This is a genomic window from Acidobacteriota bacterium (genome assembly GCA_009861545.1).
Taxonomy (GTDB): domain Bacteria; phylum Acidobacteriota; class Vicinamibacteria; order Vicinamibacterales; family UBA8438; genus WTFV01.
The window spans coordinates 1-18,061 of record VXME01000046.1 but is presented as its reverse complement, the minus strand read 5'-3'; the positions used below and the strand labels follow the sequence as shown (position 1 = coordinate 18,061).

The 18,061-nt window shown below is 69.5% G+C and carries 14 protein-coding genes; 5 read left to right on the top strand and 9 right to left on the bottom strand.

What is annotated here, in order from left to right; translation table 11 throughout:
- Positions 1-233: 233 nt before the first annotated feature.
- Positions 234-557, top strand: a complete 324-nt coding sequence (locus F4X11_07300; protein MYN64816.1) for a hypothetical protein — start codon at positions 234-236, stop codon at positions 555-557.
- Between the two features lie 100 nt (positions 558-657).
- Here F4X11_07300 and F4X11_07295 read toward each other — a convergent pair whose 3' ends face one another.
- The 5 genes from F4X11_07295 to F4X11_07275 all read right to left on the bottom strand — a co-directional run bounded on the left by F4X11_07295 (position 658) and on the right by F4X11_07275 (position 6,860).
- Positions 658-2,394 carry a PQQ-dependent dehydrogenase, methanol/ethanol family gene (locus tag F4X11_07295; protein ID MYN64815.1) on the bottom strand — a complete coding sequence of 579 codons (1,737 nt, stop codon included), beginning with the start codon at positions 2,392-2,394 and terminating at the stop codon, positions 658-660.
- A 151-nt stretch (positions 2,395-2,545) separates the two neighbouring features.
- Entirely contained in the window at positions 2,546-3,583 is a 1,038-nt protein-coding gene (locus F4X11_07290) for a lactonase family protein (GenBank protein MYN64814.1), read from the bottom strand.
- A 221-nt stretch (positions 3,584-3,804) separates the two neighbouring features.
- Positions 3,805-4,389 (bottom strand): DUF1080 domain-containing protein, encoded by a 585-nt coding sequence (locus F4X11_07285; GenBank protein ID MYN64813.1) that lies wholly within the window; start codon positions 4,387-4,389, stop codon positions 3,805-3,807.
- A 90-nt stretch (positions 4,390-4,479) separates the two neighbouring features.
- Complete coding sequence (locus F4X11_07280; GenBank protein ID MYN64812.1) at positions 4,480-5,487, bottom strand: alpha/beta hydrolase; 1,008 nt, start codon at positions 5,485-5,487, stop codon at positions 4,480-4,482.
- 44 nt (positions 5,488-5,531) lie between these two features.
- Positions 5,532-6,860, bottom strand: coding sequence for a PQQ-binding-like beta-propeller repeat protein (locus F4X11_07275; protein ID MYN64811.1), 1,329 nt, complete (start codon positions 6,858-6,860; stop codon positions 5,532-5,534).
- Positions 6,861-7,676: 816 nt separating this feature from the next.
- On the opposite strand from F4X11_07275, the gene F4X11_07270 reads away from it, so the two are divergent.
- Together F4X11_07270 and F4X11_07265 are read left to right on the top strand one after the other, a co-directional pair.
- A complete protein-coding gene (locus tag F4X11_07270; GenBank protein ID MYN64810.1) occupies positions 7,677-8,828 on the top strand; it encodes a beta-lactamase family protein in 1,152 nt (383 codons plus the stop codon).
- 121 nt (positions 8,829-8,949) lie between these two features.
- Positions 8,950-10,128: an ATP-binding protein gene (locus tag F4X11_07265; GenBank protein MYN64809.1), complete on the top strand. Its 1,179-nt coding sequence runs from the start codon at positions 8,950-8,952 to the stop codon at positions 10,126-10,128.
- A 32-nt stretch (positions 10,129-10,160) separates the two neighbouring features.
- Here the strand turns inward: F4X11_07265 and F4X11_07260 are convergent, their stop codons facing one another.
- The 3 genes from F4X11_07260 to F4X11_07250 all read right to left on the bottom strand — a co-directional run bounded on the left by F4X11_07260 (position 10,161) and on the right by F4X11_07250 (position 14,136).
- On the bottom strand, positions 10,161-11,468 hold the full coding sequence (locus tag F4X11_07260; GenBank protein ID MYN64808.1) for a beta-lactamase family protein: 1,308 nt from the start codon (positions 11,466-11,468) through the stop codon (positions 10,161-10,163).
- Between the two features lie 9 nt (positions 11,469-11,477).
- Positions 11,478-13,112, bottom strand: coding sequence for a PQQ-dependent dehydrogenase, methanol/ethanol family (locus tag F4X11_07255; GenBank protein ID MYN64807.1), 1,635 nt, complete (start codon positions 13,110-13,112; stop codon positions 11,478-11,480).
- A gap of 115 nt (positions 13,113-13,227) precedes the next feature.
- Positions 13,228-14,136 (bottom strand): hypothetical protein, encoded by a 909-nt coding sequence (locus tag F4X11_07250; protein ID MYN64806.1) that lies wholly within the window; start codon positions 14,134-14,136, stop codon positions 13,228-13,230.
- Between F4X11_07250 and F4X11_07245 the strand changes: the two genes are divergently transcribed.
- Positions 14,117-14,992 carry a Uma2 family endonuclease gene (locus F4X11_07245; protein MYN64805.1) on the top strand — a complete coding sequence of 292 codons (876 nt, stop codon included), beginning with the start codon at positions 14,117-14,119 and terminating at the stop codon, positions 14,990-14,992. The two genes, F4X11_07250 and F4X11_07245, sit on opposite strands and share 20 nt — an antisense overlap.
- A gap of 93 nt (positions 14,993-15,085) precedes the next feature.
- Entirely contained in the window at positions 15,086-17,263 is a 2,178-nt protein-coding gene (locus tag F4X11_07240) for a xanthine dehydrogenase family protein molybdopterin-binding subunit (protein ID MYN64804.1), read from the top strand.
- A gap of 78 nt (positions 17,264-17,341) precedes the next feature.
- Here F4X11_07240 and F4X11_07235 read toward each other — a convergent pair whose 3' ends face one another.
- Positions 17,342-17,947 (bottom strand): helix-turn-helix transcriptional regulator, encoded by a 606-nt coding sequence (locus tag F4X11_07235; protein MYN64803.1) that lies wholly within the window; start codon positions 17,945-17,947, stop codon positions 17,342-17,344.
- Positions 17,948-18,061 lie beyond the last annotated feature (114 nt).

Below are 18,061 nucleotides of genomic sequence, written 5' to 3'. Positions count from 1 at the left end.
CGCGAAAGACTGTCTCCCCACGTCTACGGCAAGTAGGGTTCGGCCAGCACGTCTCATGGGGCGTGCTGGCGGCAGATCGGGAACGTGAGCGCGCAAGTGTCGCTGCTGCAACGTCTCGTTCACCCTGTCTCGTCGGCAGCCGGCCCGCCGGTAGCGCCTCTTGCCGGCTTCCCGACCACGCTCTCTCTCGTCGACCAACGGTCTGTCGTACTGCTCCCTGAAAGGAGAAGAGAATGGCAACCAGAGTCATCGTCGGTCTGACCCTCCTCGCGGCAATACTGGCCTTGGTACCTGCCGCCAACCCCGGCGGCGCTATGGGGATTCTGCTGGTCCTGCTGGGCCTCGCCTACGCCTACGTGGCGATCGACGCCGAGGATGCGTCGGCCTACCTGATTGTCGTCCTGGCGGTCGGGGCGGCAGCCGGCGCGGACGTGCTCAGTGCCATCCCCACGGTGGGCATGTACCTGGACGGCATCCTCGACGGCCTGTCGACGGCCCTGTACGCCAGCGTGGCAACCATCGCCGCGCTGCGAATAGTCAACCGACTGAAGGGCTGAGGAGCGGCCTGAGGCGGTCCATGCAAGACCGCCTCAGGCGACCTCGATTGACGGGGCAGGCTGCCCCGCCCGGCCCAACCGGACCGAATCGGCCGCAGCGTCAGCGGCGATCCGGCGGCAGGGCGAAGACCCAGATGACGCCCCCCTGCGGCACGAGCCTCTCGGCGTCGAAGTGGGCGTTCACGGCGCGCTGCATTCCCGCCGCGTCGACGCCCCAGCCGGACTGCACGGCGATGTACTGCACGCCGTCGATCTCGTAGGACGACGGCACGCCGATGACCCCCGAGTTGGTGCGCTGCTCCCAGAGCAGGTCGCCGGTCTCGGCGTCGAAGGCGCGGAAGTAGCGGTCGTTGGTGCCGCCGGTGAAGATCAGGCCGCCGCCGGTGGCGAGGATCGGCCCCCAGTTCTGGGACGTCCCGAACTCGTGCGTCCAGACCTGCTCGCCGGTCGCGAGGTTCCAGGCCTGGATCTCGCCGATGTGGTCGGCCTCGTCCACCACGAACACCGTCTGCGACGCGCCGGTGAAGCCGCGGCCCGGCACGTAGTCCACCTCCACGCCGACCATGGTCGAGCAGAGGTTCTCGTTGGCCGGGATGTAGAGGTATCCGGTCTGCGGGCTGTAGGCGGCCGGCGGCCAGTCCTTGCCGCCCCAGAGCGACGGGCAGAAGGTGGCCGGCTTGCCCGTGCCCGGCTTGCGCTCGAGGTCGTATTCCGGCCGTCCCGTCACCGGGTCGATCGCCGTGAACACGTTCTGGTCCACGTAGGGCCGCGCCTCGACGAAGCCGATGGAGTCCGGCTTCCGCTCCAGCATCCACAGGTAGCCGTTGCGCGCCGGATGGATCAGCGTCGGAATGGTGCGGCCGTCGCGCGGGACGTCGATCAGCAGCGGCGCCGAGACCTCGTCCCAGTCCCACGACCCGTTGTGGTGGTACTGGTGGTAACCCTTCAGCTCGCCCGTATCGGCGTCGAACGCGACCACCGAGTTGGTGTAGAGGTTGTCCCCGGGCCGCTGGTCGCCGATCCACGGGCCCGGGTTGCCAGTGCCCCAATAGGTGAGGTTGAGCTCCGGATCGTACGAGCCGGTGATCCAGATCGAGGCGCCGCCGGTGCGCCAGGTCTCGCCCGGCCACGTCTCGCTGCCCGGCTCGCCCGGCTCCGGAATCGTGTGCGTGCGCCACACTTCCTCGCCGGTGTCGGGATCGTACGCAGCCACGAAGCCGCGGATGCCCCGCTCGCCGCCCGAGGGCCCGATCAGCACCTTGCCGTTGGCCACCAGCGGCGCAATGGTCATGTAGTAGCCGGTCCGGTAGTCGGCGACCGCCGTCTCCCAGACCACCTCGCCCGAGACCGCGTCGAGCGCCACCACGAACGCGTCGTGCGTCGTGTAGAACACTTTGTCGCCGTACAGCGCGACGCCGCGGTTCGTGCGGTGCGGGTGGGCCATGCCCTCCGGGAACTGCCGGTTGTAGATCCAGAGCTGCTCTCCGGTCCGCGCGTCGATGGCAATGACGCGATCCTCCGGCGTCGTCACGAACATCACGCCGTCGTTGACGATCGGCGGCGCCTCGTGGCCGGAGGTCACGCCGGTGGACATCGTCCACACCGGCACGAGGCCGGCCACGTTCTCCGTCGTGATCTGGTCCAGCGGGCTGTAGCCCTGGCTGTCGTAGGTGCGGCGGTACATCAACCAGTCGCTCGGATCGCCGGCGCGGAGCCGTTCGTCCGTGACCGGGGTATACGACACTTCCGCTTCCTGCGCCGACGTCACGTCCGCTGCCAGCGTCAGGGCCAGCGCAGCGGCCGCCGCCATCGCGACCTGTCTTCCGAACGGCTGCATCCTCATCTCCTCCTCCACCTGTGCGCACACATTGCACGCCACCGTATACACATGCCACCGTCAACTGCTGCGGCTGGGCGCATTCGGGATCTCGGGATCCCACCCCCAGCGCCCTTCGCACTCCAGTCGCAGCAGCCTGCTCCCGCCGCGTTCACCCGTCCAGCGTGGTCATCAGGACCCACATCGGGTTGTTGCCCACCTCGTAGGTCTCGAGCGGCGTGAGATCGCCGCTCTCGTGGTCCACGGCGTAGGACGCCAGCCGTCCGGACTGCTGCCCGGCCGCGAACAGGAAGCGACCTTCCGGATCGAGGCCGAACGCGCGCGGGACCGGCTCTGTCCCAACGCGGGCCGCCGCCGTCAGCCGACCCGTGGTGTCGTCGACGCGAAAGCTCGCGACGCTGTTGTGCCCGCGATTCGGCGCGAACAGGAACTCGCCGGTGGACGAGATGCGGATCTGCGAGCAGGTGTTGTTCCCGGTGTAGCCCGCGGGCAGCGTGGAGATGGTCTGCAGCGGCGATAGCGTTCCTTCGTCCGGGGCGATCGCGTACGCGGTCACGCTGCTCCCCTGCTCGTCCGAGAAGTAGACGACGTCGAGGAACGGGTGGAACGCCAGCGCCCGCGGCCCGAGATACTCCTCCGGAGCATGGAAGGGCGGGTCGCCGGGCGTCAGCCGGCCGGTCTGCGCGTCGAAGCGGAACTGGTCGATCCGGTTCGGACCGCGGTTGGCGATGTGCGGAACGTAGGCGAACCGGTTGGACCGGTCGGTCAGGATCGCATGCGCCCCGTGCGCCGTGAAGCGCCACTCGACGGGCGGGAAGGTGGCCACGCCGTCGTCGTTCACCGCGTGCACCGCCGCCGTGCTCTGGTAGTAGTAGGCCGAGAGCACGAAGCGCCCGGTACGGTCGGTGGAGACGTAGACCGGCTCGCCCTGCAGCGGCGTCGTCCCCAGGAACGACAGGCTCCCGGTCCGCTGATCGACCCCGTAGCTGGAGATCTCCTGGCTCCCGCGCCGGCCGACGTAGAGCACGCGCTTGTCGGGCGAGAGCGCCAGCGGCGCCGGACCGCCCTCGATCGCCACGTCCTCCTGCCAGCTCAGGGCGCCGGTGGACGGATGCATCGTGAAGATCGAGATCTTGTTGTCGTCCTGGAGCGCGACGTACATGTGATGCCGTGTCTGCCGGCTGCTCATCGTTGTCACCTTTCTGCGTCCGGGCGTCGGTTCCCGGCGAGATCACTCCCCGGACGCGGCCGGCTCCGCTCGTCCTGCCCTTGCTGCTCCGACAGCCGGTGGTCGGCGTGGCCGCAGACCGTCTCCGCGAGCGGCGAGCGCAACCCCGACAGGCGACCCGGGGGGAAGCATGCGGTCGTCACGCGGCCGCTGGCGTTCCCCCCGCGTCGATCCGCGATGCCCTACAGCCCGCGGACGCGCACGTTGCGGAACTTCACGACGCCGAGCCCGTACTGCAGCGCGATCGGACCGTCGGCGAACTGCGTGTCCTCGACGTCGACCATCGGGAGGCCGTTCAGCGTCACCAGGATGCGCGAGCCTTCCACGCGGATGTCGTAGCTGTTCCACCGTCCGCCAGTCATCACCACGCTGTTCGGCGCCGCGATGTGGACGATGCCGCCGGTGCGGTAGGTCTGGTCGGCGCGCGTGTCGTAGATGTTGACCTCGTACGAGTTGCGGTCGTTGACGCTCATGGCGTCGGCGCACCGGACGAAGATGCCGCTGTTGGCCGGCTCGTCCACCCAGAAATCCAGAGTCAGGTGGAAGTCGGCGTAGGACTCCTTCGTCACCAGGAAGCCGCTGCCGCTGTCGGCCTGCACGACGCCGTCGACGATCTCCCAGTTGGCGTCGCCGATGGGATTGAAGGCGTCCAGGTTGGATCCGTCGAAGAGGGTCGTGAAGTCCTCCTGGCCGGAAACGCCCGGCGAGTGGACGGCGAAGAAACCCGCGACCAGCAGACTGAGAACAAGAATCGATGCGCGCTTCATGTGGATCCTCCTTCAAGGGTTCGTGACAAACGGCGAGTATAGCCCGACCCAGGTTACGCGGGCGTTTCGCGAGGCGGCGACGCCGACGGTCTAGGCGAGCAGCTCGAGCAGCGCCGACGATACGGCGTCCGGCCGCTGCGGCGCCAGGTCGTGTCCGGCGCCGTCGACGATGCGGCGCGCCACGAGGTTGACGAACCGGCCCCGATCGGCCGTCGGGTCGGTCGACGGCCGGCCGAAGCCGCTGTCGTTGCCGCGCAGCACGATGGCCGGCACGGTGATCGGCGGCCGCTCGGCGAGCTGTCGCTCGACGTCCAGGAAGCGCTCCTCGCCGGGCGCGTAGCCGTGGCGGTGCCGGTAGGAGTGGATCACGATGTCGACGAAATCCGGGTTGTCGAAGGCCGGGGCCGAGCGGTTGTACGCCTCGTCGGTGTACTCCCAGGTCGGCGACCAGGTCTCCCACAGGTAGCGCACTATCGCGTGGCGGTTCGCTTCCAGGCCGGCCCTGCCCCGCTCGGTGTTGAAGTACCACTGGTACCAGAGGCGGGCCTCGGCCGCCGCCGACGGGGACGGAGCCGACGGGGACACGGTGTCCTGCACCGAATAGCCGCCGATGGCGACCTGCGCGCGCACCCGCTCGGGATGCAGGATGGAAGTAATGCACGCCGCCCGATTGCCCCAGTCGAACCCGGCCAGCGCCACCTGCTCCAGCCCCAGCGCATCGGCGAAATCCGAGACGTCCTGGGCTATCGCCGCCTGCTCGGCCATCCGCGGGGCGTCGGGATCGAGAAAGCGGGTCGTGCCGTAGCCGCGCAGGTAGGGCACGAGCACGCGGTACCCGGCCTCGGCCAGCGGCGGCACCACGCCGTCCCACGATCGGATGTCGTACGGGAACCCGTGCAGGAGGACAATCGGGAACCCGGCCGGGTCGCCGCTCTCCTCGTAGCCGATCTCCAGCACGTCGGTCTCGATCGACCGCAGCACGGCAGGGCCCGATGGCGTCTGTGCTCCCGCGCCCGCCGGTCGGACCGACCCGCCGGCCGCCGCCACCGCGCCCGCGACGCCGGCACTCTTCAGGAACTCTCTCCGGCTGGGCCCCATGACCGTTCCTCCTCGGTGATCGTGCAATCCGCAAACGGCATCCACTACTTCCGGATGCTGTACAGCTTCGAGTTGGTGCGGATCAGCAGCCGATCCCCCGCGACGGCCGGCGACGCCATCGCCATCTCGTCCAGGCTGTTGACGCCGATCACCTCGTACTCGCGCCCGGCGCGGATCACGTAGGTATCGCCCTGCTCGCTCAGTGCGAAGATCTTGCCGTTGTAGGCCCACGGCGACGACGTGAAGCTGGCTCCCACCCGGATCCGCTGGCGCCCGTAGACCGGCTCGCCGCTGACCGCGTCGTAGGCCTCGAAGAACCCGCGGTCGAGCAGACTGTAGTAGATGTCGCCGTAGATCAGCGGCGACGTGTTGTAGTTGCCGGCGCGCGGCTGGTACCACGCGACGAACGCGTTCGACCGCTCGCCCTCGGCGAGGGTGATGTCGCCGCTCGCGCCGGGGCGGATCGCGTAGGCCGGGCGGTGCTCGTCACGGAAGTAGCCGGAGTTGACGTAGACGAGGCCGTGGCTGGAGAACGGTGTCGCGATGGCCGCCCAGGACATCCGACCGTCCATCGACCACAGCAACCGTCCGTCGAGATCGTACGAGCGGATGCGGTTGACGCCGGAGGTGACGATCTCGGTGCGCAGCTCGTTCTCCCACACGTAGGGGGTCGCCCAGGTAGACACCTCGTCGCGGGCCGTGCGCCACAGCTCCTCCCCGGTCCGCTTGTCGAGGGCGGCGAGCCACGATTCCTCCTCGTTGTCGTAGAGGATGATCACCTTGTCGCCGTACACCAGCGGCGACGAGGCGGAGCCCCACTCGGACCGCGTGCGCCGATCGGGAATCAGGACCTGCCAGACCTCGTTGCCCTCCATGTCGAAGGCATACAGACCCAGGTCGCCGAAGCGGACGTAGACGTGCTCCCCGTCCGTGGTCGGCGTCTCCGACGCGTAGGTGTTCTTCATGTGGCGGGGAAACCCGGGCCGGCCGTGCCGCACCGAGCGCTCCCACAGGACGGCCCCGGTCTCCAGGTCCAGGCAGTAGACGCGCCAGTCGTGCTCCAGCGGCACCGGCTCCGGTCGTCCGCGAGGTGCGTAGAGCCCGGGCTTCGGCAGCTCGAAATCCCCCACCGCGGTCACCGTTGTCAGAAAGACGCGGTCGCCCCAGACCACCGGACTCGACCAGCCGAGGCCGGGAATGTCGGCGACCCACTCGACATTCTCCGTGCTGCTCCACGTCTCCGGCAGATCCGGGTTGTCGGCCACCGCCGCGTTCAGGGTCGGACCCCGGAAGTGGGGCCAGTTGTCGTTCGCCGCGGCGGGCCGCGCCAGGGCGAAGGCCGCAGCCAGCACCAGCAGGTTCAGAGTGAGCACCGTCCGCTTCATGGGTCGACCTCCAAGTCACCGCCCGGTCACGCCGAGCCGCCATGCGGGGCGGCGAAGAGCCTCTACATCATCGCACGCTGGCGTAGAGGCGCGCACCTGCCGGCGAGACGGGATGCGGCAACCACCCGCGTGCCGCCGGGGAGCCCGGCACGCACGGCGGCGCGGCGGGGCGTAGAAGCGCGTACATGAAGAAAGGGCCCCGACCCATGCGGATCGGAGCCCCCCCAAGATGGTTCTGCGATGGTGGCGTTGGGTTACCCCGATCATTGGGGCGTCCCGCCACCCGTTGGAGCGCGGGAGGTCCCTACGAGGACGCCACCTCCGCAGAGCCCGTACTTTGGTCGTCCACTGGATCACCTCCTTGCTTGGGCACACCCTTCATCGGCGGGTCCCAACCCGCCCGGCCTCCGGCGTCGCCCAGACCCGCCGGATGCCGCCGCGCCGAGGCGCGGACATCCCTCTGATAGTCGGCTACCGCGCGCCGGTTGTCAAATCGCGGCGCGCCCGTGCCTTGCCGTCGCACCCCGCGCAGGCGACGAAGCCGTGCGGGGGCTGACGCCGGCCGGCGTCCGAGGTCGAGTACCATCGGACGAGACGGCGGTGCCCGGCCGCCGTCGCCGGACCGACAAGAGGAGGCTCGCCATGATTCCCCGACCCGCGCAATTCGCCGCCCTGCTCGTCGTGCTCACCGCGTCGACCGCCGCCGGCCGGCCCGCCGCCGGCGATCCGCAGGGCGAGCCGGGCGGCGCGACCGCTCTCCGGGCGGATGCCGGCCTCCCCGCGGCCGTTCCCGAGAGCGCCGGGATGTCCTCCGAGGGCCTCGCCCGCATCGGTCCCGCCATGCACGCCTACGTCGACGACGGACGGCTGGCCGGCGTCATGACCATGGTCGCCCGGCACGGGCAGGTCGTCCACTGGGAGACCGCCGGCATGCGCGACGTCGCCGCCGGCGATCCCCTCGAGCCGGACGACATCTTCCGCATCTACTCGATGACGAAGCCGCTCACCAGCGTCGCGGTGATGATCCTGGTCGAGGAAGGCGCGGTCGCGCTGGATGACCCGGTCTCGAAGTTCATTCCCGCGTTCGCCGACGTGACCGTGCTGAACGATGCGGGCGAGCGCGTGGCGCCGGCCCGGCCGATGACCGTGGAGCACCTGCTCACCCACACGTCGGGCCTGACCTACGGGTTCTTCGGCGATTCGCCGGTGGACCGGATCTACGGCCAGTCGGGTTTCTTTACGCAGGCGGAAGGCCTCGACGACTTCGCGCGGCGGGTGGCGGACCTGCCGCTGTTGGCCAGCCCCGGCGACCGGTGGAACTACAGCGTGTCGACCGACATCCTCGGCCGCGTGGTCGAGGTCGCCTCCGGGCAACCCTTCGACGCGTTCCTGCAGGCGCGCATCTTCGATCCGCTCGACATGAGCGATACCGCCTTCGTGGTGCCCGCCGACAAGCGCGACCGCTTCACCGTCCATTACGCGCGCCCGGACGGCGCCCTGCAGGTGATCGACTCGCCGGTCGACGGCCAGTACACGCAACGGCCGCGCTGGCTGTCGGGCGGCGGCGGACTTGCCTCGACCGCTTCCGACTACATCCGGTTCGCGCAGATGCTGCTGCAGGACGGGGAGCTCGGCGGCGTGCGCATCCTCGAATCCGAAACGGTGCAGGCGATGCGCTCGAACCGGCTGCCGGACGCGCTGGTGCCAATCCAGCTCGGGACCTTTCTGAGCCCCGGCTACGGCTTCGGTCTGGGCTTCGCGGTGGTGGTGGACGCGGACGCCTCGCCGGAGCCGGACAACGACGGCGTGTTCCGCTGGGCCGGCGCCGCGAACACCTTCTTCTGGATCGATCCCGCGGCGGAGCTGATCGGGATGGTCTGGACGCAACTCAACCCGTTCGCGGCCTACGACCTCGAGCGCGAGTTCCAGACGCTCGTCTACGAAGCGCTGGAGTAGCGAAACGCTGATCTGCGGGGCGCCGGAGTAACGAGATGCTGGTCCACGAGGAACCGGGATAGGATTATCCGCAGAATAACTGTGGGAAAGTAGGTATTTTCCGCATTACTGTTGCGCTACAATGGCTCCCGTGCGTAGCGACGCCCTCGGGCTGCCGCGTCGTCTCGATCTGACTGGGGATCTTCGGACCCGTTCGGTGTTCCTGTTCGGACCCCGTCAGACCGGCAAGACCACGTGGCTCCGGCAGTGCTTCCCGGATGCGCCAGGGTTCAACCTGCTCCACGGCGAAGTGTTCCTGCGACTCTCACGCGACCCCGGCAGGCTCCGCGCCGAGTTGACCGCGAGCGATCCTCGAACGGGTCCGGTGATCATCGACGAGGTCCAGAAGCTCCCGAGCCTGCTCGACGATGTCCACGAGTTGATGGAGAGCCGCGGACTGCGGTTCGTAATGGCCGCGAGCAGCCCCGTCAAGCTGCGCCGCGGCGGCGTAAACCTGCTGGGGGGACGGGCGCGCACGCGCGCGCTCTTCCCCTTCGTCTCCGCGGAGGTGCCGGACTGGGACCTGATGCGGGCGATCAACATCGGCGGCATACCATCGATCTACCTCTCGCCCGATCCCGTCGAGGACCTTCGCGCCTACTGCGGGAGCTACCTGCAGATCGAGATCCAGGCGGAGGGATTGGTGCGCGGCATCGAGCCGTTCTCCCGCTTCCTGACGGCCGCGGCGGCCTGCCGCGGCCTGCCGATCGTGTTCGAACGTCTGGCCTCCGACGCGGCGGTGCCGGCCCGTACCGTCCGCGAATATTTCCAGGTTCTGGAGGACACGCTCCTGGCCACGCTGCTCCGGCCCTTCAGACCCGGCGGCGCCCGCCGCAAACCGGTGTCCCACGCCAAGCTGTACTTCTTCGATGTCGGCGTTGCCAACGTGCTGGCGGACGTCACGCATATCGCAGCCGGCAGCCCGACGTTCGGCCCGGCACTGGAGCAACTCGTCTTCTGCGAGCTGCGGGCGTGGCTGGCCTACGCTCGCGACCCACGGCCGCTCGCCTTCTGGCGTACCGCGGACGGGTCGGAGGTCGATTTCGTCGTCGGCGATTCGGCCGCGATCGAGGTCAAGGCGACCGGCGCCGTCACGAAACGGGACCTGACCGGCCTGCGGCGCCTCGCGGAAGAAACGCCGCTGAAGCACCGGATCGTCGTCTGCCGCGAGTCCGCCGCCCGCGTGATCGACGGCATCCGCATTCTGCCGGTGATGGACTTCCTGCGCGCGCTCTGGGACGGCGAGCTGCTCGCGGATTGACGCACCGTCGATCCGACATCGCGGCGAGGCCGTCAATCGACGATTGCCTGGTAGGTCATCGTCGCCAAGTCGTCGCGGATGCGCAGGTGCGTGTACGGCCGCATCTGCGTCAGCATGATGCCAATCAGCTCCTCCGACGGGTCCACCCAGAAGATGGTGCCGAAGGCGCCGCCCCAGTAGTAGGAGCCCTCCGAGCGCGGTGTCGCCGACGGCCCGAGGTCCGTGACGACGGCGTAGCCGAGACCGAAGCCGTAGCCGGGGCCGGCGAGCCAGATGCCGAAATCGCCGGTGTGGTTGGCGGTCATCAGCTCGATGGTCTTGCGGCTCAGGATCCGCACGCCGTCGAGCTCGCCGCCGTTCAGCATCATCTGGTGGAAGCGGAAATAGTCGCGCGCGGTCGATACCAGGCCGCCGGCGCCGCTGAAGTAGACGTGCGGCTCGCGGACGAACCGGCTGTCGGCGGTCGGCGCCTCGGTCAGAACGCGCTTCCCGTCGTCGTTCGGCCCGTAGAGCGCGGCGAACCGGTCGAGCTTCGACTTCGGCAGGTAGAAGTGCGTGTCCGGCATGTCGAGCGGCCCGAAGATGCGTTCGCGGAAGAACGCATCCAGTGTCTTGCCCGACATCACCTCGACCAGCCGCCCCACCACGTCGGTGGCCCGGCCGTACTCCCAGCGGTCGCCCGGGTGGAAGTTGAGGGGCAGCTTCGCCAGCCGCTCCACCATGTCGCCCACCGTGTCGTGCGGCTTGCGCTCGGCGTTCATCGCCTGGAACTCGGGCTGGGTCAGACCGCGGTAGGTGTTGGCCAGCCCCGCGGTGTGGGTCAGCACGTGCTGCACGGTGATGGGCCGCGCGGCGGGAACGAGCTTGTAGCGCCCGGTGAGTCGCTCCTGCTCGGGTGCGGGGATCGCCACCTGCATGTCCGCGAACTCCGGCAGCCACTTCGAGATGGGGTCGCGGAGCTGGAAGCGCCCCTCCTCGTAGAGCATCATCAGCGCCACCGAGGCGATCGGCTTGGTCATCGACGCCATGCGGAAGATGGTGTCGTGGGTCATCGCCTTGCCGCCTTCGACATCGCGATGGCCCTGCGCCGAGAAGTTGACCACCTTGCCGCGCCGGGCGACGAGGGTGACGACGCCCGCCACCTCCTCGCGGTCGATGTAGGCCCGCATCACCCGATCGAGCCGCTCGAGGCGCCCGGAAGACATGCCGACCGCTTCGGGCTCGGCCGTCGGCACGCCGTCCATCACCGGCAGGTCGGCCGACGCGCCGTGCAGGCCGACGGTGGCCGCCGCCAGGACGACCACACCGAGAATCGAACACCGCTGCACTGACGCCTTCATGCGAGCCTCCTAGTCGTCCAGGCCGAACGTGTAGACCGTGTTCCCCACCGACATCGTCACGTACTGCTGCCCGTCGACGGCGTAGGTCATCGGGTTCGCGTTGACCGGGCCGCCGAGCGGGATGTGCCAGAGCTCCTCGCCGGTATCGGCGTCGAGCGCGAAGAAGTAGCCGTCGACGGTCGCGCTGAAGACGAGCTCGCCCGCCGTGGCCAGCACGCCGGAGCGGGCCCGCGGCTTCATCTCGAACTCCCAGCGGATGTCGCCGGTGGTCGGCTCGATCGCCCGGATGGCGCTCCGGTAGTTGTCCATCGGCTGCGGCGACTGCACGCCCCCGCCGGTGTAGCGCTCGCCCTCGACGTACTCCTCGTCGCGCAGGAAGAACTCGCCCTCGCCGTCGAACGAGTTGACGTAGAGAAGCCCGGTGCGCGGGTTGAACGCCGGCGACCACCAGTTGGTGGCGCCGCCCGCGGTCGGCGCCACCACCGTCCCTTCGGGCGAGGGGAACAGGCCGGGCACCCGGATCGGACGGCCGTTCTCGTCGAGCCCCTCGGCCCAGGTCAGCAGGGCGAACGGCTTGCCGAGCAGAAACTCGCCGGTCTCGCGGTCGAGCGTGTAGTAGAAGCCGTTGCGGTTGGCCCAGAGCATGGCCCGCCGCGGCCCGTCCGGCATCTCGATGTCGGCGAGCACCGGGATCTGGATGGCGTCCCAGTCGTGGACGTCGTGCGGCGTGAACTGGAAGTACCAGCGCATCTCGCCCGTGTCCCCGTCGAGCGCGAGCACCGAGTCGGAGTACAGGTTGTCGCCCAGCCGCATCTCGCTGCCGTAGTCGGGGCCGGGGTTGCCGGTGCCCCAGTAGACCAGGTTCAGATCCGGATCGTACGAACCGGTGATCCAGGTCGGCGAGCCGCCCGTGCGCCACGAATCGCCCAACCAGGTCTCGTTGTCGGGATGGTCCGGCCCCGGGATCGTGTACGTCCGCCATTCGAGCTCGCCGGTCTCGGCGTCGTACGAGTCCAGGAACCCCCGTATGCCGAATTCCCCGCCGGCGATGCCGGTCACCACCCGGTCCTTGACGACGAGCGGCGCCGCGGTCTTGCTGTAGCCGCCCCGGTAGTCCGCCACCTCGGCATCCCACACCAGGTTGCCGGTGCGCGCGTCGATGGCGACCAGGTGCGCGTCGAGCGTGCTCATGTAGAGCGTTTCGCCCAGGATGGCGACGCCGCGGTTGTTGCGCCCGCAGCAGATGCGGAGGTCGTCGGGCAGTGGATGCTCGTAGCGCCAGAAGGGCCGCCCCGTGGTTGCATCCACAGCGGTCACGTTGCTCGGCGACTCGGTGATGAACATCACGCCGTCGACCACCAGCGGCGTCGTCTCCGTCCGGTCGAGCTGGCGGATGTTGTAGGCCCACTTCAGCTCCAGCTCGGCGACGTTCGTCCGGTCGATCCGGTCGAGAAGCGAAAAGCGCTTGCTGTCGAGCGTGCCGTTGTACATCAGCCAGTTGTGCGGCTCGTCGGCGGCGTTGACGAGGCGCTCCCAGGTGACCGGCGCGAACTGCGGCACGCCGTCCCCGGCGGACGGCTCCTGCGCGGTCGAGATCGAAGCGGATACGAACAGGGCGGCGACGACGAAGACAGACCGCTTCATGGCTTCCAACTCCTCTGTTCCGGCCGGGCCCCCGCCGTTCTCCGTGCGGCGCACTGCATTCCCGGCGGGCGCGTGCTGCCGTCCTGTCCCACCGACGAGCGCGGCTGACCGGTCCCTATTCCGGCGCCGGGAAGTAGGCCACCATCCCGCCGCGGTTCGTCCCGAGCCAGATCTCACCGGCGATGCGGATCGCCGCCGTCGACGACGCGAACCCCTCCAGGCGCGGGTGCGTGAAGATGTGCCTCACCTCCAGCGTCTCGGGATCCACGAAGGCGACGTTCGACGTCTCCTCCGGCGTGCCGAAGTTGCCGTGCCCGGCGGCCAGAATCAGCGCGCCGTCGTCGACGTACCGCAGGTTGTCCGGACGGAACGGTACGGGCACCACGTCCTTCTGCCGGGGCGGTCCCCCGCGCGACAACCGCGTGAGCTTCTCGCCGCGCCAGCCGGCCACGTACAGCCAGCGGCCGTCGGGCGAGATCTCCAGGCCGTTCGGCGTCGTGTCGTCGGTTCCGGGAATCACGGCCCAGCCGCCGGCGGTGCTCCATTCCCAGACGTCTCCGGTGGAGGTGCTCGTCGCCGCGAAGCCGCCCTCGGGAAGCGCCACCACCGAGTTGAGGCGCAGGCCCTCCGGCGCCACCGCGCACCCGACCCACGCCAACGTCATCGGCATCGCGCCGGCGTCGAGCTCGAACACCTCGATCGACTCCCGCCGCCCGTGGTGCACGACGTACAGCGCATGCACGTCGCCCTCCCCCGGCTTCAGGTAGAGGCCGTGCGCCCTGAACTCGTCCTGATCCAGCTCCGCCGCCTCCAGGGGGCCCGGACACGAAGGATAGGTCGCGGCATCGAGCCGCTCGGCCCGGTCGGCCGTCGGGAAGAGGACGGACGTGGTCTTGTCGGCAACGTTGATCAGATGAATCCGGCCCCCTTCCTGGTTGCCCGACACGACGACCCACTCGTCGCCGGGCACGACGGCGAGATCCTCCGGACCGATCAGGTCGCAGATGAACCGGATGTCGCCCACCGGCTCGCATCCGCCTGCCTCCTGTTCGGCGAGAACCCAGGTTCCCGACAGCAACAGCGCCATGCACAAGGCCGGCAACTTGCCTGTTCTCACGATGTTCCTCCCCGGAGCCGCACACCGTCGGCTCCCGCCCGGGCCACGCGACGACGCCCGTTGGAATCCCGCAATGATCGCAGCGAACTTCGCATTCCTCGCGATGATACTTCAGCGCGAGATCGCAGTTCCCGCCACCCGCACGCCGTCCAGGGTCCGGTCCCCGGGGTACTCGAGCGGCACGAGTTTCGCATTCGTTGCGGGTGCTACCATGGCGCCCATGCAGGACGTGCAACCGCGTGTCGGCTACGCCGACCTGGAGCGCATGCCGGATGACGGGCGCCGCTACGAGATCCACGGAGGAGAGCTCGTCGTGCTTCCATCGCCGCTCCCTCGTCACCAGTTGATCGTCCGGATTCTGGACGACTACATCGCGAGACGCGGCGGTCTGGTGCTGACCGCGCCGCTCGACATCGTGTTGGACGAGTTCGATGTCGTCCAGCCTGACGTGCTGTTCTTCCGCGCCGAGCGCCGCCGCCTGGTGCAACCCGATGCCGTGACCCGGCATGCGCCGGACATCGTGGTGGAGGTGCTGTCGCCTTCCTCGACCTCGACGGACCGGGGCCGGAAGCGGTGGCTGTTCGCACGCTACGGGGTGCCCGAATACTGGATTGTCGATCCCGTCGCCCGACAGATCGAGGTGCATGCGCTCGAAGAGGGCGCCTACCGGGAAACGCAGGTTGCTTCCGGTGACGAGACCGTGCAGTCGGTCCTCCTGCCGGACCTGACGTTCGACGCCGCGCGCGTCTTCGAGTCTCCGTAGCCTCCGTCACCAACATCTGCCGCTGCGGCACGTTCGTCCGCGTGCGCCGCGCGATTCACGCCATCGCGGAGGGCGAGAAGCAGGAGGAGCGTGATGCGTAAGTGGACGCGACGCGCCTTCATCGGTGCCGGGAGCCTCGTGGGCGGCGGTTTCGTCCTCGGCGTCGCCGGCGTGGCGTTCGCGCCGGGCCGCCACGGCGTCGTCTCGGCGGATGCAATCGACAAGGGCGAGCTGACGACCTGGATCACGGTCACCCCCGACAATTTCGTCACCATCCTGGTTCCGCACTGCGAGATGGGGCAGGGACCGCAGACCGGGCTCGCCATGATGGCGGCCGAAGAGATGGAGGCCGACTGGGAACGGGTACGCATCGAGGAGGCGCCCGCCCTCGACGCGTACGCCAACGCCTACATGCTGCGCGCGTTCACGGGCGAGTCGATGCCGGCGCCGCTGGGGCGCGCCGTCGACTACGGCGCCTACCGGCTCGCGCGCTGGTTCGGCACGCAGGCGACCGGCGGGTCGCTGGCGGTGCGGGGCACCGGCTACGGCATGCGCATCGCGGGCGCGGCGGCGCGGGAGATGCTGCTCGCGGCGGCGGCGGAGCGCTTCGGCGTCCCGGCCGCGGAGTGCGCCGCGGCCCGGTCCCACGTCGCGCACGCGCCGACCGGACGGCGGGCGAGCTTCGGCGAGCTGGCGAGGGCCGCGGCGGCAATCGGGGTCCCGTCGAACCCGGCGCTGAAGGATCCGGACACCTACACCATCCGGCGCACCGCGAAGCCGCGCTTCGACATCCCGCCGAAGGTCGACGGCGGCGTTCGCTACGGCATCGACTTCACCTTGCCCGGCATGCTCCACGCGGCGGTCGACATCGCGCCGGTGCAGGGCGGCAGGCTGATATCGGTCGACCCGGCGCCGGCGAAGTCGATGCCCGGCGTGGAGGCGGTCGTGGAACTGGAGGAGGCGGTCGCCGTCGTCGCCGACAGCTACTGGCGCGCCCGCAAGGCGCTCGCGGCACTGGAGCCGGCGTACGACGATGCCGGCCACGGCGACGTCTCCAGTGCGTCCATCTTCGCGGCGTTCGACGAAGCACTCGGCGCCGCCCCACAGATGCCGGCGGAGGCCGCCAGGGTCATCACGGCCGACTACCGCGTCCCCTTTCTCGCCCACGCCACGATGGAGCCGATGGCGTGCACCGTGCGGGTCGAGGGTGAACGTGCCGAGGTGTGGGCGGGGACCCAGGATCCGCTGAACGCGCGCTCCGTCGCGGCGAGCGCCCTGGACTTCGACACGGATCGAGCCCACCTCACGAACCTGATGCTCGGCGGAGGCTACGGCCGCCGCCTCCCGTTCTGTTTCGACTACGTCGACCTCGCCGCGCGCATCGCGAAGGCGATGTCGCCGGTTCCGGTCAAGCTGGTCTGGAGCCGCGAGAACGACATCCAGCACGACTACTACCGGCCGGCCGCGATGTGCCGCTACGCGGGTGCGCTCGATGCCGACGGCCGTCCGCTCGCCGTCGGGGCCCACTACGCGGGGGGCGGCGACCGCGAGTCCCTGTTCATGCCGTACGCCATCGCGGACCAGCGGTTCGACGCGAGGAATGTCGCACACCACATCCGCGAGGGCGCGTGGCGGTCGGTTCTCAACTCGCAGCACGGCTTCTTCAAGGAGTCGTTCATCGACGAGCTGGCCCACGCCGCAGGCCGAGACCCCTACGCGTTCCGCCGCGACCTGATGGACGAGCACCCCCGTTTCCGCGCCGCGCTCGACCGGGCGGCGGAGATGGCCGGCTGGGGCGGCCCGCTTCCGGAGGGTGAAGGCCGGGGCATCGCCATCGCGGAGAGCTTCGGCTCCATCGTCGCCCAGGTGGCCCACGTGGCGGTCTCACCGGCAGGCAGGCTCCGCGTCCGCAACGTCCATGCCGCCGTCGACTGCGGCGACGTGGTCAACACCGACGGCGCCGCGGCCCAGATCGAGGGCGGCGTCGTCTTCGGTCTCTCCGCCGCCATGGTCGGCGAGATCACGATCGAGGGCGGCCGCGTCGTCGAGAGCAACTTCGGCGACCATCGGATGATCCGCATGGTGGACGCCCCCGACGTCCAGGTGGCATTCATCCGCTCGGGCGAGCGCCTCGGCGGCCTCGGCGAGCCGGGCGTGCCGCCGGTGGCGCCGGCCGTCACCAACGCCATCTTCGCCGCTACGGGGATCCGGGTCCGGAATCTGCCGATCAAGAATCGGGACCTGTCGCGGACCGGGGAGTCTGCGCCGTAGAACGGTGCAGACCACCAGGTACGGCCGATCCATCCGGGCGGAGCAGACCGCCGTGGGGGATCAGGTCGCCCGCCAGGACTACCGCGGAAGGCGGCGTTGCCGGAGACGCTCGTCACCGGGGATTGGGGGGTCCGACCGATCGCCGAACTCGGCGAGCGACAGCACCAACCGCACCAGGTCCACCTGCCGCGAGATGGATTGCTTCCGGTAGATCTCCTTCAGGTGCCAGTAGATGGCGCCTTGCGTGTGTCCGGTCGCCTCGGCCATGTCCCGCACGCTCTTGCCTTCCGCCAACCAGACCGCCACCCGACTCTCCCCGGGCGTCAGACCCAGGGTCGTGGCCACCAGGCCCGGATCGACACGCTGGTGGTGTGCCGGCTCGACAATCAGCACCAGCGCGGCGACGTGCCGCGCGCCGTAGTCCGGTTGCGCGACGCTCACCGGCTTGACGTGCACCGCGAACGGCGGCGACACGGCCGAGCGGCGGACCAGCATGGCGCCGCTGACCGCGACCGCGCCGGAAGTCGGCAGCGCGTCGCCCACCAGTCGCTCGAGACGGACCTGTTCCTCCGGCGCGCGGGCGCGCAGCATTCCGTTGCGATCTGCCAACCCATCGCCACGCCGCAGGATGCCGCCGGCGCGATCGTTGACCGCCATGATCCGCCCGCGCCGGTCCAGTTGCACGACGCCTATCCGCGGGTTGTCGAGCAGGGCGGTAACCGTCGTGTTCCGTGCTTCGGCGCCGACCCAGTAGTGTCCCAGGAATTACTCCAATAGATTCAATAGGTTACCGGGACC

What these genes read in the sequence shown, in the direction of transcription:
- F4X11_07300 (MYN64816.1), top strand. Translation starts at nt 234, where the DNA reads ATGGCAACCAGAGTCATCGTCGGTCTGACCCTCCTCGCGGCAATACTG.
- F4X11_07295 (MYN64815.1), bottom strand. Translation starts at nt 2,394, where the DNA reads ATGCAGCCGTTCGGAAGACAGGTCGCGATGGCGGCGGCCGCTGCGCTG.
- F4X11_07290 (MYN64814.1), bottom strand. Translation starts at nt 3,583, where the DNA reads ATGAGCAGCCGGCAGACACGGCATCACATGTACGTCGCGCTCCAGGAC.
- F4X11_07285 (MYN64813.1), bottom strand. Translation starts at nt 4,389, where the DNA reads ATGAAGCGCGCATCGATTCTTGTTCTCAGTCTGCTGGTCGCGGGTTTC.
- F4X11_07280 (MYN64812.1), bottom strand. Translation starts at nt 5,487, where the DNA reads ATGGGGCCCAGCCGGAGAGAGTTCCTGAAGAGTGCCGGCGTCGCGGGC.
- F4X11_07270 (MYN64810.1), top strand. Translation starts at nt 7,677, where the DNA reads ATGTCCTCCGAGGGCCTCGCCCGCATCGGTCCCGCCATGCACGCCTAC.
- F4X11_07265 (MYN64809.1), top strand. Translation starts at nt 8,950, where the DNA reads ATGGCTCCCGTGCGTAGCGACGCCCTCGGGCTGCCGCGTCGTCTCGAT.
- F4X11_07260 (MYN64808.1), bottom strand. Translation starts at nt 11,468, where the DNA reads ATGAAGGCGTCAGTGCAGCGGTGTTCGATTCTCGGTGTGGTCGTCCTG.
- F4X11_07255 (MYN64807.1), bottom strand. Translation starts at nt 13,112, where the DNA reads ATGAAGCGGTCTGTCTTCGTCGTCGCCGCCCTGTTCGTATCCGCTTCG.
- F4X11_07245 (MYN64805.1), top strand. Translation starts at nt 14,117, where the DNA reads ATGAACCGGATGTCGCCCACCGGCTCGCATCCGCCTGCCTCCTGTTCG.
- F4X11_07240 (MYN64804.1), top strand. Translation starts at nt 15,086, where the DNA reads ATGCGTAAGTGGACGCGACGCGCCTTCATCGGTGCCGGGAGCCTCGTG.